The following is a 21,942-nucleotide window of genomic DNA, read 5'->3' on the forward strand; positions in this document are numbered from 1 at the left end:
ACAGCACGAGACGATCAACGATAGAACATCAACCGAGGACCCGGGCCTGAGGAAATAGGCCGACACAGCCCTGGGGAAAATCGCAGACGCCGACAGCCACAACCGCGAAACCCGTGAATGAGGGTTGTCCTTGCACGGCTGAGTCGAGCTGAACCGGGTGGCTAGGGATGTCGTGGTGGTTGAAACAGACTGTCATACCTGGTGAAACCTGGCTCATGACGCTGCCATCGGCTGGCTCCGACTGTCAAGTCGGACATCGAACGTGAGGAAGAGCCAGGCAATGCAGGCGGCAAGTTCAGCGGGCGATCTGCCGCCCGGCTGCCTGTCAGCGCTTTCAGCCCTCGTATATGTTGTTCGATCGTGACGCTCGCCTTCGCTGCGCGGCGCGATCACGGACTTCGTCGGTGATATCCGACGAGGTGGGCTGGCCGCGGTGGACACTCTGATTTGGGGGTGCATTCAAACTGTTGCAGGTCACTGCGGCGGCGGTGGATCGAGTTGAAGCACCGGACTTCATGACGCGGGTCTCCACTGAGGAAGGCGGGGAGATGACTGCTTACGTGCCCCACGAAGCGTGGAAGTTTGCCGTCGAACAGGCTGAGCACGAGCTCTACAGCACTACGGCCGTACTGGAGTTGTGTCGTGAATTCCATTGAAATCAACCGCAACAACAGCCCGAAGGTGCTCCGCCGACAGCCCCTTCGGCTACAACGGGTGACGTCGTTCGTGCCCGGAAGCCGATCCACCATCCCGGAGCTCGAGAATCGCTTTGGACTGAGCCGGAGCGAGATCAGACTTCTCACCTCGTTCCAGGGGCTGGATCAGATCGCGACGGCAGACGGTCTGCCCCTGCTCGACATGCTCACCGCTGCCGGAGAGGCGGCACTCGACGAGTGCGGCGATGTACGGTATTTGATTCACGCGCACACCAACCAACACCTCGCTGCTCCCGCCGAGCGCACAATGGACGTCCTGCGGTCGCGGTTGCGGCTTGATCAAGCACGGGCCTTCTCCATCTGCCACCAGGGCTGTGTCATCGGCCTGACCGCCCTGAGGTTGGCCCAAAGCCTGCTTGTCGCGGAACCTCCGGGCAGCACGGCGCTGCTCCTGATAGGCGAGAAGGCACTATCGCCGGTCCTGCAGTACATTCCCCAGACTTCGGTGATGGGTGAAGCGATCGCCGCGGTCCTAGTGGGGTTGGACGGCACGGGTGATCTGCTCATAGGAGCAGCCCACCGTGCTCTCGGCGAGTACTACGAGTCCTTGTATATGTCGAAGGAGACGTTGCGGCGGTACCGACGGACCTACACCTCCGAGATGATCGCCACGATGCTCGACGCACTGAACGATGCCGACGTCACCTGGGACGATATCGACATTATTCTTCCACACAATGCGAACCGTAACTCCTGGACCACCGTCGCGCGCGAGATCGACTATCCCGTGAACCGGATCTATCTTGACAACATACCCAAACTCGGGCACTGCTACGGCGCGGATCCGTTTCTGAACCTCATCGCCGCTCGTGCCGAGTCCAGGATCAGTCCCGGACGCACCATCCTTGCCGCGTCCGCAGGACAAGGCGGCACCTTTTCCGCGGCCGTTCTGGTGACGGACGATGGAGCCGTATGAGATGGGCATGTACCGCACGACCTCTACCACCGAAACCGGCTGTAAAGAACCCCTAGACGCGGGCGTGCCGGACCCGAAGCCCTTGAGTCTGCCCCTTCGGGCGGCGGACTCAAGGGCCGTCACCCACGTACATGCATTGGAGCAGCGATGAAACATTTGCTGGCTGGCGATGACGGTGCTGTCGCCGCTCAGGATCGTCGAAGGGATCGCGCAACGCTGCGGCTCAGCCGGCCCATCGCACGTAGCTTCCCTTCCCGGCGGCCAGAGCCGCTCAGGGATTTGGACCGCAGGATCTTCGAGGATCTCTCGAAGTCCTTCGGCGAGTTGCTGGACGATGAGCTTTATGCGCGGGGCGGCGGGCACTCCTTTATCGATATGGCCGGCGAACTGCTGGACAGCCTCGACGGGCCGCTTCCTCCTCTCGAAAGGCTCTTACTCGCCTACCACATATTCGACTCGTGCCCTCTCGAGGTAGCGGGCTGCTATATCGCCAACCGGTACCCAGGTGCACCGGAGGTGCACTCCGTGTCGGGGCAGGGTGTGGGCGCCGGCTTCACGGCGTTGCGGATCCTCCAAGCCCCATCCCGAGCCGCGCCCGAGAAGGGCGCAGTACTGGTGATCGACCAAACGACGCTGCCGTTCCGCGACAGGGATCTGCATTCCGACCCGATCATCGATGCCGCGGTCTTGCTGACCAGCGGAGATGCGGACGCTATGCTCGAACTCGAATCGTTGACTGAGGGCATTGCCCTGGATCCGGGCACAGCGCTGCGTGCGCACGCGGCCCAGGACCCGGACCTCTTGATCATCATGGGTCGCGAACTGTGCAAGAGGCTCCGCCCTCTGTCCAACGGAGATTTCGGGACCCAGTTTGTCGCGGGGGCTGCCGACCAACTCTGCACGAGCGCCTGGGCGGCATTGGCGGACCATTGGGATCCCGATCGTCGCATCCTCGTGGCCGATTTCGATCCGTGCGCCGAGCGGCTGTTCGAAGCGTGGCTGCGCCCTGTGAGCTGCTGGTGAACTACCAGTTCGACTGCTCGGAATGTTGCGTGCGGCAATGCACATTGGGTCGCAGAGCGCGTGCATCATGTAGTGGTAGTACGACATCGGGCCGGGGCGTGTGGACGATCACCTATTTCGGGTCTGGCAACGATCACATGACGTCTACGGCGTCAGGAGGATGCGGCGCCTGAGGAGATCGAAGTCGGCCCTGCCGTAGCACTGGCGTTTGAGAGCTTTAGAAGTTACGACTCCTTTGACGGCACCGGAGTTGTGAACCGCACCGGGACTATGCCATGCTCCTCCGTTTGACAGCCAGGTCAGAGGACGGCCCTGACCCGACTGTCAAAGCCATGACCGTGGCGCCAACCCGGGGCGCTTCACCTGTTCCTGATCATTTGGGCTGTAGACGTCGGCACCGCAGCGGTCGGCACGTTGGTGCTGGCCGCCGCCATCTACCTCAAGCTCCGGCAACAACACCCGACCAGTTCCGAACAGGACGTTCAGGCAGTACCTTCAGCCCACTAGATCGGGCAGGGGGAAACGTGCGGATCAGCATGAAGGTCGCACCAGGTGTGCGCGTCTCAGGCCGGCTCGGCGGCCGACACCATCATCACCGCCACGGCGTACGCCTTGCCGGGAACCGTCAGCCGCGGCCCTGGCTGTACTCCATACCGCCGTGGCGGCTCAGCCGCATCTACGGCCTGTCTGGGCTGTTCCTCGCCATGCTCTACGCCTTCGCATGGATGATGGAGTTCGAGCTCTGGCTGTGCATCTGGTTCTACTACGGCTTGTTCCTGGCGTTGCGCTGGTGCTGGCGGCACAACCCGATCGGGCAGACCGTCGACACCGCGTCGGCGCGCCGGGGACGGCAGCAGCGGCCGGCCTACGACCCGCACGCGGCACCGCAGCAGTACTACGACCTTCGCGACCTCGACCAGCGTTAGCTGTTGCCAAGTACACGGTCCAGCCAGCAGGGATCAACGACGCCAGGGGGTCACATGGAGCGGAGCAATCGCGGGGCGCAGTTCGGACGACGTTTTTGTGCAGTCCCTACGTGCGCGCTGGTGCTGGCCTTGGCGGCGTGCTCAGGTGGCTCCGGCAGCGCAGCAGCCCGAGCTTCATCAGCGCCTGCAGCAGCCGCAACATCGGCGCCGCAAAGCACAACGGCGGTATCGACCCCCGTGTCTGCTTCGACGCAGAGTTCCACCCCAACCGTCCCGCCGAGCAGTAGCGGCAGTGAGTGGAAGCTCGGAGCTACGCAAGTTCTGAGCGACTCCGGCGTGGAAATTTCGTTCACCGTCAGCAACTACTCCAGTCGCCGTGCCGGTGCCAACGCCGAGTTGTTGTCCGCCGATGCCCGCATCGCGACGGTCGCTGTTAAGGCCTGTCTCAAGTCCAGCGCCGACGGCAGCCCGGTGGGGTTCAGCTGGCAGGATTGGTCTCTGCTGTTCAGCGACGACACAACCGCGGATCCGCTCAGCGCTTGGTCTCCTAGGGACTTCCCTTCCGCGCTCTACCCCAACGACGACACCAAGGCGGTGCCGGTGGGTGAGTGCCGGTCGGGTCTCGTCCCGTTCGATGTTCCTGCAGCGCAGTCGGGCGACCCCGTGAAGGTGATCTATTCCGTCAACGGGCAGACGTTGGAGTGGAACCGCTGAGCACGCGCGGTTGAGACCTCACATGGGGAACAATCTGGCGCCATGACGAAATGCTCTACGTGCCACCAGAGCTACGACGAGGCCGATCCCGAGGCGGTTAAGCACCACGCGGAGCCGTACTACTGCAATCAGACCCACCGGTGTCATCGGTGCTACGGCAGGCCTAGCTGCTACACGTGCACTAGTTCCTTCTGCTTCTGCACTGGCGGCCACTGAGACAAGAGACGGCGTCCCTTAGTCCGCCAGGGCGGCGCCGAGGACCTACACCGGGGAGGCGTCCTGCCGGCCGTGCATTCGGTCGTATCGCTCGCGACGGTCCTGTTCTGGCTCACGGTCGGGTACCACGTGATCGCCTTCGTGAAGGACGAGGAGTCGTTCGTCGCGAACTGGCGGAACTACAAGGCGAGGCCGACCGGCGCGAACCTGGTTCGTCTGCTGGTCGCCGAAGGCGTGTTCATCGAGGATCTGGGGCTCGCCGCGTGACTGATGAGCGGCCGAGGTCTTGGCCGCGCTCATCATGCAGAGGCCCTGGCACCGCGTTGCGATGCCGGGGCCTGTTCGCGTCACCGGGTCCCCCAGTCCGGTGGCGGCGTGTTCAGAGGCCGGCCGCTGCCACCCGGGCCTCGATCTCCTCCTCGGCCTGGCAGGGCCCGACCAGAATCTCCCGCTCGCCATCTTCGGGGTACCGATGCCGTGCTACGACGTGGTAACCCCCGCAGCAGCAGCTCAGCCTCGGGTCGTCGTCCGGGGCGTACATCTCGAACAGGATCCGGGCGAGTTGGAGCTTCCACTCCTGGTATGCGGCCTCCCCTGCCCTCTCCCAAGCCAGGATCTCGTCATTGGTCAGGCCCTCGGGGGCCGGCGTTCGGAACGCCTGCCGAACGGCCGCGGCCTGGCGCTTCAGGATCTCGGTCGCGGCGCGGATCTCATCAGAAGACTGCATGACGCCGACAGTAAGGCCTCCCGGACAAGCGACAAGCCCGGATTCCGTGAGTCTGGGAGTCAGTAGGGTGCAGGGCACTTCGAATAAGATCGAGTGCGGACCCTGTCCCTGCCGAGAAGTTCGTCCGTGCAGGTCAACGGTGTAGGACGCCGATCGGGGGTGCCTGGTTGGCGACAGCGGCATGATGGCCTGTGTGCTGATGCGTCTGGCCTACCTGGCTGTCACGAACGCGTTCTCCGCGCTGCGGCTGCTGCCGATAAGTGATCGTGACAAGGACGTGGAGATTCTCGTTCTCCGGCACCAGCTCGCTGTCCTGCAGCGGCAGCTGGGTCCGTCACGGCCGGGGTTCACCCGTGCCGATCGTGCGTTCCTGTCCGCTCTGCTCGCGCCGTTGCCTCGAGATGTGTTGCATCGCCTGCAGCTTCTGGTCCGTCCGGACACCGTGCTGCGATGGCACCGGGATCTGATGCGGAGCCGTCACGCCAGGGCCAGCCGTCCCAGGCGAACGGGTCGACCTCGGACGGTAGGCTCGATCCGGATGCTGGTGCTGCGGCTGGTGAAGGAGAACCCGCAGTGGGGTTATCGCCGGATCCACGGCGAGCTGGCCATACTCGGCGTGAAAGTCGCAGCATCAACCGTGTGGGAAATCCTCAAGGCCGAGGGTATCGAGCCCGCTCCCGAACGGGCCACAACTACGTGGTCTGCGTTTCTACGCTCCCAGGCCGAGGCAATCTTGGCCTGCGACTTTCTCGAGACCGTCACGCTAACCGGGCAACGGCTGCACGTACTGGCGGTCATCGAGCACGCAACCCGCCGCATCCGAGTCTTGGGCGCCACCATCCACCCCACCGCAGACTGGGTTACCCAAGCTGCCAGGAACCTGGTCATGGACATCGAGGATGCAGGCCTGACAGTGAAGTATCTGATCCGCGACCGGGACGGGAAGTATCCGCTTGGCTTCGACGCCGTCTTACACGACGCCGGCATCAAGGTCGTCCTGTCCGGTGTCCGGATGCCACGCATGAATTCAGTCATGGAGCGCTGGGTGCTCACCTGCCGCCGTGAACTCCTGGACCGGGTCCTGATCTGGAACACCCGCCACCTCATGCACGTCCTGCGCGAGTTCGAGATCCACTACAACTTTCACCGCCCTCACCAGGGACTCAATCAGGCCGCGCCATTGCGTGCGGTCCCGACACCCATCACAGAACCAGACCGGATCAACGGGCTATGCATCCTCCGAGACGATCGCCTCGGTGGAACCCTCCACGAATACCGACCTGCCGCCTGACCAGCACGGACGGAGTTCTCGGCAGGGACACGGTGAGGTTGCCGATCGACTCCGGCAACACAGTCAACCCGGTCTCGGACAGGTCCAAAGTGGTGAGGGCGGTGAGATTGCCGATCGACTCCGGCAACACAGTCAACCCGGTCTCGGACAGGTCCAAAGTGGTGAGGGCGGTGAGGTTGCCGATCGACTCCGGCAACACAGTCAACCCGGTCTCGGACAGGTCCAAAGTGGTGAGGGCGGTGAGGTTGCCGATCGACTCCGGCAGCCCTCTTATTTCAACCCCAGCAAGATCGAGGACTGCCGCGCAGTCGTGAAATGCTTGCTCGATGCGACGGGCCGCTTCATCACCCTCGTTTGCCACCCCTGCCCCCTTCTGCGTGCTGCCTCAGACGATCTTGCAGTACCAGACCCGGTGTCGCTGCAAGCTCAACTTATCTTTCCAGCAGTCGCCTCGTCACGGAGTGTTTCGTTGACCTTCGCGCGAGTGCCTGTCGTCGATGGCGAGTGATCGTCCACGCCCGCGTATAGCGCTTTCGGAATTATATGAATACATGATAATTACTGTCATCCTGTATCCATGGGCTCTGAAATCACGACGCTGACCGGTACCGCCGTCGCCGCGTCCGACGGCATACCGGACCGCACCCGCGCTCTCGTCGCCGCGTGGCTCGCCGAGTTCCGCTCCGACAACACCCGGCGCGCCTGCTCCCGCGATCTCGACCAGTACGCCGCATTCCTCGCAGCCAACGACATCGACGACTCCTGGACACCCGCCGCGCCAACGCCGCCGCGTGGGCCGAGTCGATGCGGACCACCGTCGACGAGGACGGCGCGCGCACGATCTCCGAGTCCGCCATCGCCCGCCGGCTGTCCGCCGTGTCCTCCTTCCTCGCCTACGCCGCCGACGAGGACGCCGTCGACGCCAACCCGCTCGCGACGATGAAGCGGCCAAAGGTTGAGCGTGCCGAGAAGCCCGTCCGTGAAGGTCAGGCGATCAGGTGGTATTCATGGAGAACGCCTCCGACACGGCTGCGCCGGGCGACGCGAAATTGGTCGAGGTCGATGACGTTGTCGGGAAGCGGTCGTAGTGGCGCGGCCTGGTCGAGGGCTCGGTGACGGCGATGCTCGGTGACGAACCTCTCGTACTCGGCCAGGACGGTCCGTAGATGCGCCAGGTTCCAGACGAGTGTGCGGTCCAGGAGCTCGGTGCGTACCGACCGGTGCCAGCGTTCCTGGATTGTGTTCATGACCGGGGTACGCACCGCGGTGGTAACGATCTCGATGTCCGCGGCCTTGAAAACCGCGTCGAACGCGATGGTGAACTGCAGGCCGTGATCGCGGTCAGGTACTTGAACCAGCTGGCGTGCTCTTCGAGGTCCGTCAGGGCATTGCGGGCCGTCAGCACGGTCCACGCGGCAGTCGGATGCGCGGTGGCGCCAAGGATCCGTATCCGGCGGGTGGCATGCTCCATCATCGTCAGGACATAGGTGGTCGTGCCGTCGAGTAGTTCGACGCTGAAGAAGTCAAGTCGGTGGCCAAGAGGGCCTCGGCCTGGGACCGCAGGAACTGCGCCCACGTGGGACTGTTGCGACGAGGCGCCGGGTCGATACCGGCTTTCTTCAGAATATCCATACGGTGGACGGCGCGACCTTGATTCCCAGGCCGGCCAGCTCACCCGCGATGCGCCGATAGCCCCAGTGCTCGTTATTCTTGGCCATCCGCAACACCAGCGCTTTGATGTTCCGGCGCGCCGGCGTACGGCCCTTCGGGAGGGACTTCGCGGCCCAGCGGCGGCGCAGGATGTCGCGACGCCACCGCAGAATCGTCCCGGACGTGACCAGCAGACTCAACCTGCGATCCCGAACCTTCGGGATCAGGCCGAGCAGCAGGGCGATCAGTGCCCGATCGGCCCACGACATCGCCAGCCGGGACTGACCAAACTGACGCTGCACGACGGTGAGCTGGTGCGCAACAGCAGGATCTCGAGGCTCTTCGAGGTCTCATCGCGACGAGCAAGCGGTAAAGCCGCGAGCGTACGGGAGACGATCAAGAACAGAAGGCGTATACACACGAGTCTCGATCATCGCCGGACCGCAAGTGCTGCCGCAAGACCGCGACCTGCACGGATGGATTTCTCGGCGCCCTCAGCCACCACGGTTTCTAGTTGCCGGATTGTCGCGCTGGCAGCACCTCGTCAAGGTCGTAGGTCCTGGCGACGGCCAGGAGATCGTCGGTCCAGGGACTGCCGGTTAGGAGTTGGTTGTACGCCAGCATGGCGGTGTAGAGCAGGATCAGAGCGATGTGCAGGCACGGGACGACCTCGCCGTGCCTGGGCATCATGTGCAGCTCTACTGGCTCGCCATCCTTGAAGAACATCTGTGCCCCGATCATGCTTGGGTGCGCCATCTGGGACTCGGCGGTGTACCAGAGCCGCAGCGGGATCTTGCCGTCCACGTCTAGGTTGACGTCGTATCGGTCGAGCTGGTGCGTCATGCGGAGGTACACGCTTTCGCTGGCTTTGGGTAGCTGCGTGTCCTTATTCGCCTGCGCGATGGCCTGAGCTTCGGCAGGGAAGCGGTCCCAGGCGTTTGCGGCGGTGATGCCGTCGAGGAGTTTGCCCTGTTTATCTTGATGTGCGAGGTTCATCGCGTCTACCGCAGCATCGCCTGCGTCGGCGAGCCAGACGGTGGTCATGGCGTACTCCATCGCGGAGCGCCGTATTGGGCCGACCGCGAAGCAGTTCTCTGCCTGATGCAGGCGGACCATGCCGTCGGTGTAATGGACGGTGCTGAACAGGGTTCCCCAGCCAACCAGTGCGGCCCGGTCGCCGGCATCTACGTGCTGGTAAAGATCGGGGGTGAGGAGGGCACGAAGCTGGTCCAGCCCTTCCAAGTGGTTTGTCTTCGTCATGGCCTAACAATCGGGCGCCCAAGCTGGTCGCGTCCACCTGCTTCCTGGTTGCCGCGTAGTCTGGTGTTTGACCAGGTGAAGGAGTTGTTAACATGAGTGGAGTGCGTCTTCACGTCACTGGTTCAGTGCGCCTGCGTTGCCCTCGCCACGCGGGGCGGCCGATGGACTGTTGCCGCAGTACCAAGCCCGGCCCGGTCTCGTCGGCGCCTGGACCGACGGCGACTACCAGCAGGATGACGACCGCATTGAGGGTAGGCAGTAGGCCCCTCTACCTCCTTGTTCGCCCGTAGTGCGCTTAGGATTGTTCCAGCAAGAGCCCATTCCGAGTGCTCATTTAGCAAGGAACAACGCCATGCCCATCACTGTGCCCACCGCCGACGACGCCGAGGCGGTGTACGCCTTTATCATCGAGCGCGCCAACGAGGAGTTCGAGGCGACCATCGGCGACGAGACCTTAAGCTCCGACGCCATGGACCGCTTTAGCCGCATCTCGAACGCCCACAAGCTGGGTATCACAGGTCTTACCGCATACATCGTGGATCTCGTGAACCGCGGTGACATCGAACAGGCTGCGCTCGCCTGGGATCACCTGACTGCTGCCGGCGAGGAGTGGCGGGACCATCCCGACTACCTTCCCGCCTGGGAGAACGTCCAGCGGGCGGAGATTCGCAGCTCACTGTGACACGCGCTCATAGAGGGTCGTAGCGTCCACACCGCATCGGATGGTTTTCAGGTGAAGTCGCCTGTTCGAGGACGTCTCGACTCTCTTGGGCGTTTTATCCGGCCGGTATGCTCGCTGGTGGTTGGGCAACGCCGACGGTTGTCTTGATGTCGATTGCATGAACCCGAGCCCGTCGTCGTCTATAACCCGTGACAGACATCGAAGACAGAGGTGCCTCCGATGCCGGCCCGTCGGAGCAGGCGGCGTTGGTCTTGCGCCCAAAGTCCCTGACGACCAGCCTCGGCGCGCTGTACTTGGCCACCGGGTCACTCGCAGTCGTTGCGTTGGCGACCCTGTTGCTGGTGGTGGCACTTGTGTGTGAATCCATGGTGGTGCGTGGCCGACACAGTGACAACGAGGGCTGATTTGGTGTACGACAGTTCCGATACGTCACGTTCCACTTCCAGCCGAACGGACCCTGCGCCGATGCCGGAACCGTTGCCAGCGCTTGAGGACTTCATCCGAGAGGACCGTCGTCACCTGATCGTGTACCTGCTCAGCCTTGGGCTGTCCCTCGATGAGGCGCAAGATGCAGCGGCAGACACCTACGAACGGCTCTGGATCCACCGGGCTCAGGTCAAACGCTTCAAAAGCTGGTGCAGGACGACTGCCTACCGCCTGGCAGTCGACACCTACCGCGCGCATCAACGTGTGTCGGCAACGACAAGGGAGTTGCGCCAATTGCCCGGCCTAGGTTCGATCGCAGGGGCTGAAGACGTGGTCATGCTCAAGGAGGAGCACCGATTGGTTTTGGCACGTTTGCGAGAGCTACCGTGGAAGCAGCGGCAGGTGTTTACCCTGCACATGGAAGGCATGGCTAACAAAGACATCGCCGAGCTTGTCATGACCAAGGAGTCGACAGTGGCTTCTAATATCAGACATGCTCGGACAGCTCTTCGGGCAAAATTGGAGCAGGACAAGGTCTACACCGCGCGTTCGCCGGAAGGTGGTGACATCGATGGCAGATGACCTCAACCCCGACGCCGACTTTGACCAGTGGCTGTCGTCGGTACACACGGACATCGCCGATGCCCTAGAGCCGTACCTAGCCGAGACCTCGTCTGCCAAACGGAGCCCAGCAAACGTCCCTCACTCTACGCAGGTCGCCCAACGCCAGAACATGGCGAGATCAGCGAAACGGGCCGCCGCTGGCTCCGGGGAAATCCGTGCAGCCACATCTGTCACTGTTTTCGAGCCGGACGATGACGAGTTTCTCCCTCCTTTGACGTCTGATTCGCCGGCCGACCGGGTGCATCGCCCGGTTCGTTACCGACCCTCCACGGGCTACCTGCCGTGGCTGGTCACCATGTGCGACCGTGAGCTCGCCCAGCACATGACACGCCTGCTCGCCGAACTCGACCTCACCGAGGCCCAGTACGGCGTCCTGCAAACGCTGGTCCACCTGCGCCGCGCCTCCTCGGCGACGCTGGCCCGCTCGGTCTCGGTGACACCGCAGGCCATGGTCGGGCTGGTGGCCGCACTGGAGCGCAAGGGCTACATCACCCGAAAGTTCGGCCGTGGGGCCGGCCGCGTCATCGACGCGGAGGTCACCGCACGCGGCAAGGAGGCCTACGAGGCCGCCAAGCGCCGGGTGCGGGCCCTGGACCGCTCGCTGCGCCGCTCGTACACCGACGAGGAGTTCGACCAGCTCGTCGGGCTGCTGGAGCGCCTGCCGGGAGTTCTCGGCCGGCTCGACGACCAGCGCGGCAGCCGTCGGCGCGTCGACGACTGAATGCTCGTCTTTTTCGAGAAGACACCGGGCAGCGGTTTACCGAGCTCGGTCGAAATCCTTCAGAGTGCTGCCAAGCTTTCGCCGAGATTTTGGCACACGTCTATCAGCTCCGCCAAGGCGACTAAAACTGGATCTTGGTCAGCGACTCGCCGAGTCCGATGAGCCCTCGGCCCGCGTCGTGGAGCTGCTGGAGCAGACTGGCGTACTTGCGTTCGTTAGCCGCAGCAACCGCCTCGATGGTCTTGCCGAGCTTGTCGATCTCGGGATGTGGATGTGCCCCGACCTTCGTCTCCGTCTCCTCGCGCAGCTGCTTGACGATCGCATGGGCTTCGAGAGGCTTTCGAATTTGGTAAAGCGCGCGTGGACTATGCCTGGCTTGGCAGGGTCAGTTATACGAGTCCGTCCCCGGACCGTACCCGGACGCTTCTGCCAAGACGGTAGAGACCGCGTGGCACGGATTGCCACGCCACAGGGTTGTCCGGCAGCACGCGACGCACTCAGACACTACCCGTGACCTGGCAATACCGTTTCCCAGGGCTTCAAATCGACCCATCTGGCCGGACGACACAAAGCGACATCCACCGCCACGAAAAATCGAACCCGCAACCAAGATCAGGTACGGAGTCGGGACGGCCGTACCCGGACCGTACCCGGACACTTCTGCATTTCCCGAAACTCGGGCCCGCGACTCGAACACTCGCACCAAGAGTCGCGACGACTCGACTCGGGGAAAGCAAAAACCCCAGCTCAGCCGGGGTGAACAAGAGTTTGAACGAGTGCCCCCGGCAGGATTCGAACCTGCGACCATCGGATTAGAAGCGCCGCAGATCAGGGTCTTGTCATATGACGCTTACTATCAACCCATGTAGCTGGCCACCACCACATCCACTGTGCTCACACTCGAGTTTACCTGGTCGTATCGGGCGATGCCAGACCATCCCGGGACGTCCGTCCCCGGACCGTACCCGGACCCTGTCGAGCTCTGCCGGTTCATGCCGCGTCATCTAGCGCGCCGTTCGAACAGGACCGGGACAGGACCCACTGGCCATCGCTCGACCCGTTCCCGCAAGCCAGCCTCGTTGCGCGTAGCGCCAACAGGCCGCAATCGAACCTACGACCACTAAATTAGAAGTCGAGAATCTAGCTATACCGGCGCCACTCTTCCGGGGGAATCCTCTCCGAAGCGACGTCTCCGCATCCTTCGGAATACTCGCGTGAAACGAAGACCGGCCGACTCAAGACCACATCGTCGACACGTTGGGCCCTGATGACCAGACCGATCTCTGGAGCAGAAGGGTCCCAAAACTGAGAGAACACCAATCTAAGCGACCGCTCCTCAAGGTAGCTCGTGAACTCGTCTTCCACCTCGGACGGAATCCTGCCCACCAAGCGCAAGCCGTCCAGCGAAACCTGCGGTCCGTACCGAGCGTTGATCGCGACACAATACAGGCGCTCCGACGTGTCGTAATAGGCCGTCATCGCCGAGGACGGCGCAAGAAATCTCGCATCCTTGATAGCGAATTCCGAGTAGATGACGGCCCCTTCCGGCGTCAGCGCGATGGGCTTCTCGTCAAAATGCGCGCCGACTGCCGCAGAGACCTCTTGGTGTCGCATCCCAAAGGCCACAGGACCAATCCGGTCCAGTGGATCACAATCCCACTGAACCCGCTGCTGATCCTCAAATTTCCCCCACACCGACGCCACGTGGAACCTCCTACCAAAGACATCCGACACTACAGTTCACCCCGGCGTGCAGGAAAATGCACACTCATCGCCAATGTTCCAGGGCCAGCGGCCATCATACACTCATGGAACCTATCTTCTCCCCTCCAGTGGAGGCGTCCTTTGAAGTTGTCCATTCCCGTCAATGTACCATATAGTCATCGTGCGGCCTTTGTTCAAAATCTGTGGAATAATATCCCTGCAGCCAAGTGCGTCCGGACCATCACCACCGCATACATACTTTTGATCTATCGCGACATGGGCGTACTTGATTTTATCCTGGTTCATCCACACTGCGATCTTCGGCTCAGCATGCTCTGCCGAAGCCACATCACCATTGTCGCGGCCCATCAACGTGCGGAGAATACGGCTGATGTATCGAGACATGGCGTCCATTTTACTACGACGCTCCGGACCGATTTGATCACCGTCTTTGTCCAGCGGAACACCGGTTGTGGGCTTATCTCCCCTTGCCCTGAGCGTTTCAATAGTCTTTCTGATCTTCTCGATGCCCTCAGGCGTCACCTCGTGGGGATTTTCATCGTTGCCGGATCCGTTGTCACCGGATACCGCGCTGCGCTGCCCGTCGGAGCTTCCGCTGCGTCCATCGTCGGAGCCGCTCGTTCCACCCGACTTTGACTTCGACTGGCGCCACGGTTCAGTCGCCGACGTGCCGTCGTCACCGTCGTCGCCGCTGACCGGCTGGACGCTGTCGTCGCCGGATTTGTCGCCGCTGTTGGACGACTCACTCGACGAGTCTCCCCCGTCGCCTCCACCGCCGCCGCCACCACCGCCACCGGCGTCGTCCCCGCCGCCGTATTCGATCGGGCCGTCGTCGTTGCAGTTGTGAACCAGGGTCGGGATGTCGCCTGCTTCGACGAAGTAGGTGTGGAGTCCGTCAATGGTGAGGTTGTACGTACGGACAGACTGGGTGAAGTTGCTGACGGCCAGCACCACGGCAGTGCCGTCCGGCGTCTGGAGCACGTCGCCTGGCTTCAGGTCGCCGGCGGGAACCCAGGCCTTGGCTGTCAGGTCGTAAAAGATGTGGTGCGACGTCCCTGTCAGCTTCCCGACAGACTTGCCCGACTTGATCGTCAGCGTCGTGAAGTCCCGGTCGGTGTCTGTGATGTGCAGCTCCGTCACCGTGTGGACCTGGGTGCCGCTGCCGCCGGGCACAGCCGAGGCGACCTTGTCGCCGACCTTCACCTGGCTGATCGGCTTCGAGGTGCCGTCGCCCATCAGGACCTTTGTAGCCCCGACGAAGCTGTTGGCGAAGTCTGGCGCGCAGCCGTCAAGGCCGGTTGGGTCAGTAGCGTTGACAGGGTCGGCCCCGGCGTAGGTGTAACCGTTGATCGTGCTCGGCTGGTTCAGATCCAGGAGCGGGTCGGCGCTGACGAAGCGGCCGATGGTGGGGTCGTATTTGCGGGCCCCGATGTCCACCAGGCCGGTGTCGATGTCTGTGCTGTCGCCGAGGAAGGTGTGGTCGTCGGCGAAGGTGCCGAAGACGCCTGACTGGCCGGTGCCGCGGGGGGTGCTGAAGGGGGTGTAGTCGCGGCGGGCGGTCAGGGCCTGGTCGGCGGTGTTCGGCGAGGCGTCGATGACGGTCTGCGCGGTGCCCTGCGGGGTGCCGGCTTCGTAGCTGATCTTCGGCGAGGCGCCGCCGGTCTCGGTGATGGTCGGTGCGCCGTCGTAGCTGAAGCGCCGCTGGCCGGTCACCTGGTTGCTGGACAGGTTGAGATGCAGCTCGGTCGAGCCCAGATACAGCGTGGTCGTGGTGGTGTCGCGGCGGATGAGTTGGTTGCCGTCGGCGTCGTTCACGAAGCCGGCCGCGGCGCCGGAGTGGTCGATGTCGGTGGCCAGGGCGCCCTCTGGGTCCCAGGCCAGGGTTTGCGCGGGCTTCCCTGCCAGGTCACGGCCGATGGTGTTGCCGGCCGCGTCGTACTGATAGGAGTCGGTCGTCGTCGTGGTGCCGACGGTGTGGCCGACGCTGTTCAGGACGTGCGGCTGGTTCGTGCCCGGCGCGTTGTAGTGGTAGTTGCTGGTCTCGGCGACGGTGCCGCCGGCGTTGTAGTCGGTCTCGGTGGTGCGGTTGCCGGTGGGTGCGTCGTAGGAGAAGACCTGCCCGTACGGTGCCGGGCCGCCGATCTGCCACCTCGCGGTGGTGCCGCTGGTTGGTGCGACGTTCTCACAGCCGCCGATTCCGCCGGGAGCGGGCGTCGAATAGGGGTTGATCGTCCCCGCGCCGGGCGCGGTGGTGGTGAGGCTGCCGAAGACTGTGCCGTCGACCTTGCCGGTGTCGCTCCAGGCGGCATCCATGCGGTCGGCGTAGTCGTAGTGGAAGCACTCCGCGTCTGTGGCCTGCGTGGTCGAGACGACGCCGTTGTTGCCCAACGACGCGCTGGTGCCCTGGATGTCGACCGTCGATGTGATCTGTCCGGCCGGGTTGTACGTATACGCCGTCGTGTCGATCGGAGCGTTCCACGACAACTGAGAGATCGTCGTGTTGGAAACGCGGTGCGTCGGATCGTCGCGAACGGTGTCCTGGACGACGGTGTTGGGGTAGTCGCCCAGAATCCTGCGCTGGATCTCACCGAACGTGGAGTACGCCGAGTCGGTGACCAGGTCGCCGTAGGAGTCCGTGACCCCGTACATCAGACCATTGTGATCGTAACCGAATCCGATGGTGTCAGGCTGTAGGTCTCCCCCGGTCGGCAGGTCCGTGGAGGACAGCTGACCGAGTGCGGTGTAGTGGTTGACCGTGGTATAGGAGCCGGCGAGCGGGCCGTTGCCGTCACCGGTCGGAATGCCGACGGTGGTCGACAGCGGCTCGCCGAGCGCGTCGTAGCCGGCAACGCTCTCGGTGTACTGCTGGTGATCACTGCTGTAGCGGATCGATCCGGCCGGCCGACCCAGGTTCCCGTAGGTGTCCGAGCCCGGGTTGGCCGCAACCTGCGTCGAGTTCAGCGCGGGAGCGCTGTCATAGGACCAGGAGGCGAGAGTGTTCGTGCTCTGCACCGCGGCCGTGCCCAGCCCGTTGTACTCAGCGGTGCGGCGTCCGAGCGCGTCATAGGTGTAGTGCAGCGACTGCGGCGTCGTCCCGTCAGCAGACAGCTGCGCCCCGGTGACGTCGGTCAGGTCGCCGATGACGTCATACCCGTACGTCGAATTGCCGGCATCGGGATCGTGCCCAGCGATGCGACGTCCTTGCAGGTCGTAGCCGTAGTTCCAAGTGTTGGAGTGGGTGGCGTCGACGACCTGGTCCACGCGGCTGAGCCGGCCGGCGTCGTCATAGCCGTAGAGCACCGTGTCGATCTTTGTAGGGTCGATCTGTGCTGCCTGGCTGTCGGTGAACACCGCACCCGGGTGGTAGGTGTACAGCGCGATCTGCCCGCCCCGCGCGTCGTGCAACACCGAGGTGTGGACGCCGCCGGCCGGCGGAATCGTCTCCACCGCGTCGACGCCGTAGTACTTGTAGCTGGTACGCCACAACTCGGAGGCATGCGCCTGCGTGACCACATCCGTCGTGCGCCCGAGGCCGTCGTACAAGGTCTGGACCTGCGTCGACGGGGCCGACGGCGATGACGGGACCCACATGCTGCCCGACGGCGAGGACGTGGGGTCGTAGTCCGGGCCGGTGACGGTGCTGACCCGGCCCAGCGTGTCGTAGACGGTGTCGGATATGACCCGGCCGTTGTCATCGGACGTCGGCGTGGTCTGCACCTGCCGCACCCGGCCGAGGGAGTCGGTGAGTGTGGTGGTGCTGGAGTAGGTGTTGCCGTCCTCGCGCAGCGTGTCCGTTTCCGTGAACGACGGCGGAACGGTGGATGCGCTGCCGGGGATGTACCCGTTGATGGTGTAGGAGTACTTCACGTTCGCCGGGATCTGCGGCGGATACGTGGTGCTCGTCGTTCGCCCGGGAAGCCAGACAGCACTGGTCCGTCCGAGCGCGTCGTGGGTGGTGAAGGTTTTGCGACCGTTGATGTCGGTAACGATCTGCGGCAGCATCCGCGTCGGGTCATAGGTCGTGACGGTGTGCCAGTTGGGGTTGCCCGCTGCGTCAGGGCCGGCGACATCGATCGAGGTCGGAAGTTCCTGCGTGGCGGGGTTGTAGACCGTGGTGGTCGTCGCCGTCGTGGACGCACTGACCCCGGCCACCGACTTGATGACCCGGCCGTAGCCGTCGTACTGCTTCTGGCTCTGCATGACCATCGGGCCCGGAACCGCGGATGTCCCGGACTGGACATCCGTCTCAGTGACATTGCCCTTGGTCACCGTGCCGGAGGCCCCGTCATACACGGTGGCCGTCGCGTCCACCACGGCTCCCGGATTGAGCTGTGATGGCGCCGCATAAGTGTTGTAGGCCGGGGCCGAATAAAGACACGGCGCGTCTCGGGTGGTCACGGCGCTCGGATAGGCGACCATCCACGACTCGACGTTGCCGAGAGCGTCCTTGCCGGTGGCATAGTCGGTTTCCGCACACAGTTGCGGCGAGGTGTCACCCGGCACCGGCCCGCCAGTGTCCAGGCGCGGTGCCAAGATGCTGCTGTAGATCAGGCGGCCGCCAGGTCTGCCGTACCAGTTGTCGGTCTCGGTAATGCGGTTGTGCCCGCTGGCCAGCGGCTCCGACGTGATGTCCTGAGCAGTTCCGAGCTGCCTGGACCGCAGAGCGGGCAGCGGCTTCGTCCTCAGGTGCTCTGCCACAGGCGGTGAAATCCACGGAATGTCGACTGTTGTCGAGTACGCCGTCGTGGCCGAGCTTCCGTTGTACGTCTCGGTCTTCCAGGCGCGACCGGCAAGAGCGTTGTCGTCGGTGATCGTCGCGCCCGACAACGGCTCGATCCACGAAATCGGGGTGCAGTCAGCCTTCTGGGTCAGCCCCGTGGCATCACATGCGCCAGCTGTGGCAGCAGCCTTGTCCGGGTCCTGATCCATCCCACGCAAGTAATAGGTGATGGTCTTCGTCGGCGAATCACTCCCCGATCCGATGGTCTTGGTCACCGACGAGAACCCACGCCACTGGTCGTAGGTCCTGGAGTTGGGATCGAACAGCAGCTCCGAGTCATTGGAGTGCCAGGCCGCACCACCGTTATAGGTGTAACTGGTGGAGACGACCGATGCGTTCACGTTCGCGGCGTGAGCGTTGTCCTGCTCGATGACTGACGTGACGACGTACTTGTTGAACCAGTCGGTGAACGGCCCGGCCGTATTTGGTGCGGTCCAATACTCCGGGAAGCACAGCTGGGTGTTGTGCCAGTCCGCGGGGCCGGACGGTGGCGCAGTACAGGCGAGCGGACTATAGCTGGACGGCACGTCGTAGTTGACCACGGTTGTCGAGCCGCGCTCACCGGAGATGCCCGAGATCCGTTCACGGTCGTACACCGGCAGATTCGTCGGAACATTGGCGCCGGTAACGCCTGGCACCCGCTGTGCCATGGAAGCCGGCGCGAACTGCACGTCCGGAAGGCTCGCCTGGTTGGCCGTTCCGTTCACGGCCTGGGGACAGACCCCATTGGATCCGACGGCCGAGGCCGCACACCGGCGGATCGCCGCCAACCACAGCGGAGACAGCGGAGTGTCAAGCGTGTGGAACTGGTCGAACAAGTCCCAGTGGTCGACGTTCTGGTACGTCCCGTTGACCGACACCGCAGTGGTGATCCCGGCCAGGCGACGCGTGGACCAGAACGTCGGCGACGTCAGCTCACAAGTGGTGGCGGACTGCGGACAGCCCTGGTCGATCGGGGTGTCCATCATGCTCGCCGAGTACTGCTCGAAAGGCGTCGCACCACAGCCGGCCGGTCCGGCACCGTTCGTCTGGTGGGTCACCGGATCATTGAGGTGATACCCGCCGTCAGTGTTCGGGTCGACACAACGGTTCGCGGAAGTGAAGGTGACCTTGGCCGCAGCGTGGCGGGTGGACGAAGCCACGACGTCGGCAGCCTGCCAGCCGTAGTCGATCTCGGACAGCACACCGCCGCGGTCATACCAGGTGGGCTTGTTCGCCGTGCCGCGACCGTAGTAGTTGCTCTCCGGGGCGTAGTCGTACATCGTGACGTTCCCGTTGGGATCGATCACGAAGTCCAAGTTCCACCGCCACACCTGCATGCAATTGGAAGTGGCGGCCGTGGGATCGGTGACCTTCGTCGGGTCCAGACACACGCCTGACCGGCTGGGGTCGTTGAATACCGGCTCGGTCCACGCCGATCCGGTCTCCACGCCGGTGCTGTTCGAACCGCCCGCATCCGCCGGAAGCATCCCGGCACCGAAGTAGGCCGTCGACCCGTCCGGCATGTGAACCCGGTAGAACTCCCCCGTCGCGGAGCCGTTGGCGATCCCCGTCATTTGGTCGATCTGGGTGCCGTCGTCGGTGGGCAGCACGAAGTGCTGATCGGTGCCGTCGGTGGGGACCAGCTGGCCGCCGTGGGTGCCGAAAGACATCGTCAGCGAGGGCAGCAGGTTCCCGCTCGCGTCGCGGACGAAGCAGTTGTCACCGGTCGCGAACGCAGCCGGCTTCGCCTTCGCACACGGCGTGTAGGTCCGCTCGATGTACCCCGGGCTGTAATCCCAGCCCTCACCGACCCAAGAGGTCTGGGAGTTCTCGATCGCCGTCTTGCCGTCCACGGATCCGGAGTCGTAACCGAGAGCGACGTCGGGCGCGGCCCCGCCGAGGGCCTGGGGAACCGTGATCGGGTACGAATACGTGAACGAACCGGTATCGCCACTGGTGCCCCAGGTAGCCGAACTAGACAGCGACGTCGCCGTGTAGTCACCGGTCGGACCGGACGGTGCGCTGGTCGCCGCCAGCACCAGGCGCGGCGCTCCCGCCGTGGCCGCACTCGCCGCCGCGGATCCGCTCGGGGCCTGGGCCGCCCCCGGAATGGTGACCGTGGCGGTGAGCTTCTTCGCCGCGACATCGTTGGTGTAGGTGACAGGCGTCTGCTTGTCGCACGCCGCGACCTTCGGAGTGGTCAGCGCGCACGCCGGCAGCGACACCAGCTTCAGCCGGTCGGGCAGGTCACCGCCGAAGGCCTGCGCGAACGATGAGTAGTCGATCCCGACCGTGGCCCTGCCGGACACCGTCTTGCCATCGGCCCGAGCCACCGAGACGATGGCGCCGGTGACGCCTGCGGCGCTTGCCGCCGCGTGGCCAGCAACGGTCACGGTGACCTTCGTCGGCGCCGAAGCGGCCGTGGTCAGCGTGTTCTTCTCCTGCGCCGCACCCGCCGCGGCGGCCTCCGACGCCGAGCCGACGAACACCGGCAGACCGCCGGCTTTCACCATCGAGGTCTGAGCGGATCCGGAGGCCTGGACGTTGCCAGAGGCCGCATTCGCGTGCGTCGCAGCTTCCGGCGCCAACGTGACATCGGCAGTGCCCGCCGCCGGAAACGTGGTCGCTGTGATCGCGATTGGCTTGCCCTGCGCGGGGGCCTTCATCGGCGACGGCTTCCACGGCGCGCCCGGCTCGGGGGTATCGAGGTGCATCGCCTTGCCGTGGTACTTGGCGGCGACCTTGGGCTGCGGCGCGGACGCCGAGGCCGGCGCGGCGGCCCAGGCCGCCGATATGACGCCGAGCGTGACCAAGGAAGCCGTGACGGCCGCGGTCAGGCGGACCGATGTGCGAGCACGGCGACCGCCCCGCCCCACGCCGGTTTTGAGCATCCCCACGATGAACCCCCACCCAGGCAGCCGGCACAGCCGGGAATGCCCCACGATGATCACGAAGTGAGCGCGGGAACAGTATCAGCCGTCGAGCATTCGCCACTAGAACCCGTGAGCGACAGATTTCCCGCTAATGACAACTACTTGATTACAGAATGCTAACTTAGCCCGATACCCACAGGCCCGGAACCCACACGGCCCAGGGGTTGACATTCATGTGACCTACATCACGTCAGGCTGCATTGCTGGCCCCCGCATGTCTGTGACCAGGGCCTTGTGCGCCGAGTCTGGCTGCCGGTAACGTTCACGCCCGCCCGCGATCATCAAAGTTAAGTGGTTGTCATAGTGGCCGGGGAGGGACATCAAGGTGAGATCAACACCGGAAGCCAGGAGCACACGCAGAGCCGATCTGGCCGACACGCGTGAACCGCAGCAAGGGAGAACCACCCGAAAAAAGAGGAGACGTGTCAGGCAACGGATCGCGACGCTCTCCGTCGCGGCATTGCTGGGCACTGCTTTCAGCAGTGCGGCTTTCGCCCAGGATTCCTCCTCCGCAAAAAGCGGAGCCACGAAGGCCGCGTCGTCGGCGAAGCAGCCGACGCCGCCAGCTCTTCCTCCCATCACCCACACTCCCACCCCGCCACCGGACAAACCCACATCGACCGTGAGCAC

Annotated in this window: 18 protein-coding genes; 10 read left to right on the forward strand and 8 right to left on the reverse strand. The window is 64.0% G+C overall.

Annotation, left to right across the window (positions count from 1 at the left end):
• Window positions 1-642 precede the first annotated feature (642 nt).
• The 6 genes from ABH926_RS42595 to ABH926_RS42620 all read left to right on the forward strand — a co-directional run bounded on the left by ABH926_RS42595 (window position 643) and on the right by ABH926_RS42620 (window position 4,778).
• Complete coding sequence (locus ABH926_RS42595) at window positions 643-1,632, forward strand: 3-oxoacyl-[acyl-carrier-protein] synthase III C-terminal domain-containing protein (protein ID WP_370372224.1); 990 nt, start codon at window positions 643-645, stop codon at window positions 1,630-1,632.
• 147 nt (window positions 1,633-1,779) lie between these two features.
• Window positions 1,780-2,655 (forward strand): hypothetical protein, encoded by an 876-nt coding sequence (locus tag ABH926_RS42600; RefSeq protein ID WP_370372225.1) that lies wholly within the window; start codon window positions 1,780-1,782, stop codon window positions 2,653-2,655.
• A gap of 524 nt (window positions 2,656-3,179) precedes the next feature.
• Window positions 3,180-3,581: a hypothetical protein gene (locus ABH926_RS42605; RefSeq protein WP_370372227.1), complete on the forward strand. Its 402-nt coding sequence runs from the start codon at window positions 3,180-3,182 to the stop codon at window positions 3,579-3,581.
• Window positions 3,582-3,718: 137 nt separating this feature from the next.
• A complete protein-coding gene (locus ABH926_RS42610) occupies window positions 3,719-3,868 on the forward strand; it encodes a hypothetical protein (RefSeq protein WP_370372229.1) in 150 nt (49 codons plus the stop codon).
• Between the two features lie 49 nt (window positions 3,869-3,917).
• Window positions 3,918-4,295 (forward strand): hypothetical protein, encoded by a 378-nt coding sequence (locus ABH926_RS42615; RefSeq protein WP_370372231.1) that lies wholly within the window; start codon window positions 3,918-3,920, stop codon window positions 4,293-4,295.
• A 288-nt stretch (window positions 4,296-4,583) separates the two neighbouring features.
• Window positions 4,584-4,778 carry a hypothetical protein gene (locus ABH926_RS42620; protein WP_370372233.1) on the forward strand — a complete coding sequence of 65 codons (195 nt, stop codon included), beginning with the start codon at window positions 4,584-4,586 and terminating at the stop codon, window positions 4,776-4,778.
• 112 nt (window positions 4,779-4,890) lie between these two features.
• Here ABH926_RS42620 and ABH926_RS42625 read toward each other — a convergent pair whose 3' ends face one another.
• Window positions 4,891-5,238, reverse strand: coding sequence for a hypothetical protein (locus ABH926_RS42625; protein ID WP_370372235.1), 348 nt, complete (start codon window positions 5,236-5,238; stop codon window positions 4,891-4,893).
• Window positions 5,239-5,431: 193 nt separating this feature from the next.
• Here ABH926_RS42625 and ABH926_RS42630 point away from each other — a divergent pair, with 193 nt between their 5' ends.
• Window positions 5,432-6,529, forward strand: a complete 1,098-nt coding sequence (locus ABH926_RS42630; protein WP_370372236.1) for an integrase core domain-containing protein — start codon at window positions 5,432-5,434, stop codon at window positions 6,527-6,529.
• On the opposite strand, the gene ABH926_RS42635 is transcribed toward ABH926_RS42630, so the two are convergent.
• From ABH926_RS42635 to ABH926_RS42650, 4 genes are all read right to left on the reverse strand, one after another.
• The gene (locus ABH926_RS42635) at window positions 6,459-6,890 is read right to left on the reverse strand and encodes a leucine-rich repeat domain-containing protein (RefSeq protein ID WP_370372238.1); all 432 of its coding nucleotides are present in this window, start codon (window positions 6,888-6,890) and stop codon (window positions 6,459-6,461) included. The two genes, ABH926_RS42630 and ABH926_RS42635, sit on opposite strands and share 71 nt — an antisense overlap.
• A gap of 625 nt (window positions 6,891-7,515) precedes the next feature.
• On the reverse strand, window positions 7,516-7,941 hold the full coding sequence (locus tag ABH926_RS42640; RefSeq protein WP_370372240.1) for an integrase core domain-containing protein: 426 nt from the start codon (window positions 7,939-7,941) through the stop codon (window positions 7,516-7,518).
• 207 nt (window positions 7,942-8,148) lie between these two features.
• On the reverse strand, window positions 8,149-8,481 hold the full coding sequence (locus tag ABH926_RS42645) for a hypothetical protein (RefSeq protein ID WP_370372242.1): 333 nt from the start codon (window positions 8,479-8,481) through the stop codon (window positions 8,149-8,151).
• Window positions 8,482-8,689: 208 nt separating this feature from the next.
• Window positions 8,690-9,439: a hypothetical protein gene (locus tag ABH926_RS42650; protein WP_370372244.1), complete on the reverse strand. Its 750-nt coding sequence runs from the start codon at window positions 9,437-9,439 to the stop codon at window positions 8,690-8,692.
• Window positions 9,440-9,791: 352 nt separating this feature from the next.
• On the opposite strand from ABH926_RS42650, the gene ABH926_RS42655 reads away from it, so the two are divergent.
• From ABH926_RS42655 to ABH926_RS42665, 3 genes are all read left to right on the forward strand, one after another.
• Window positions 9,792-10,121, forward strand: a complete 330-nt coding sequence (locus ABH926_RS42655) for a hypothetical protein (RefSeq protein ID WP_370372245.1) — start codon at window positions 9,792-9,794, stop codon at window positions 10,119-10,121.
• A gap of 465 nt (window positions 10,122-10,586) precedes the next feature.
• Window positions 10,587-11,129 (forward strand): RNA polymerase sigma factor, encoded by a 543-nt coding sequence (locus tag ABH926_RS42660; RefSeq protein ID WP_370372247.1) that lies wholly within the window; start codon window positions 10,587-10,589, stop codon window positions 11,127-11,129.
• A 337-nt stretch (window positions 11,130-11,466) separates the two neighbouring features.
• Window positions 11,467-11,892 (forward strand): MarR family winged helix-turn-helix transcriptional regulator, encoded by a 426-nt coding sequence (locus tag ABH926_RS42665; protein WP_370372249.1) that lies wholly within the window; start codon window positions 11,467-11,469, stop codon window positions 11,890-11,892.
• Window positions 11,893-13,032: 1,140 nt separating this feature from the next.
• On the opposite strand, the gene ABH926_RS42670 is transcribed toward ABH926_RS42665, so the two are convergent.
• From ABH926_RS42670 to ABH926_RS42680, 3 genes are all read right to left on the reverse strand, one after another.
• Window positions 13,033-13,596, reverse strand: coding sequence for a hypothetical protein (locus ABH926_RS42670; protein WP_370372251.1), 564 nt, complete (start codon window positions 13,594-13,596; stop codon window positions 13,033-13,035).
• Window positions 13,597-13,707: 111 nt separating this feature from the next.
• Window positions 13,708-21,270, reverse strand: coding sequence for a DddA-like double-stranded DNA deaminase toxin (locus ABH926_RS42675; RefSeq protein ID WP_370372383.1), 7,563 nt, complete (start codon window positions 21,268-21,270; stop codon window positions 13,708-13,710).
• A 222-nt stretch (window positions 21,271-21,492) separates the two neighbouring features.
• Complete coding sequence (locus ABH926_RS42680; RefSeq protein ID WP_370372253.1) at window positions 21,493-21,942, reverse strand: hypothetical protein; 450 nt, start codon at window positions 21,940-21,942, stop codon at window positions 21,493-21,495.

Origin of the sequence: Catenulispora sp. GP43 (assembly GCF_041260665.1) — a bacterium.
In the GTDB taxonomy this organism is placed as follows: domain Bacteria; phylum Actinomycetota; class Actinomycetes; order Streptomycetales; family Catenulisporaceae; genus Catenulispora.

Bases quoted from the DNA above. Each gene is read 5' to 3' on its own strand.
- ABH926_RS42660 (WP_370372247.1), top strand. From the start codon at position 10,587: ATGCCGGAACCGTTGCCAGCGCTTGAGGACTTCATCCGAGAGGACCGT.
- ABH926_RS42655 (WP_370372245.1), top strand. From the start codon at position 9,792: ATGCCCATCACTGTGCCCACCGCCGACGACGCCGAGGCGGTGTACGCC.
- ABH926_RS42665 (WP_370372249.1), top strand. From the start codon at position 11,467: ATGTGCGACCGTGAGCTCGCCCAGCACATGACACGCCTGCTCGCCGAA.
- ABH926_RS42600 (WP_370372225.1), top strand. From the start codon at position 1,780: ATGAAACATTTGCTGGCTGGCGATGACGGTGCTGTCGCCGCTCAGGAT.
- ABH926_RS42650 (WP_370372244.1), bottom strand. From the start codon at position 9,439: ATGACGAAGACAAACCACTTGGAAGGGCTGGACCAGCTTCGTGCCCTC.
- ABH926_RS42625 (WP_370372235.1), bottom strand. From the start codon at position 5,238: ATGCAGTCTTCTGATGAGATCCGCGCCGCGACCGAGATCCTGAAGCGC.
- ABH926_RS42675 (WP_370372383.1), bottom strand. From the start codon at position 21,270: ATGCTCAAAACCGGCGTGGGGCGGGGCGGTCGCCGTGCTCGCACATCG.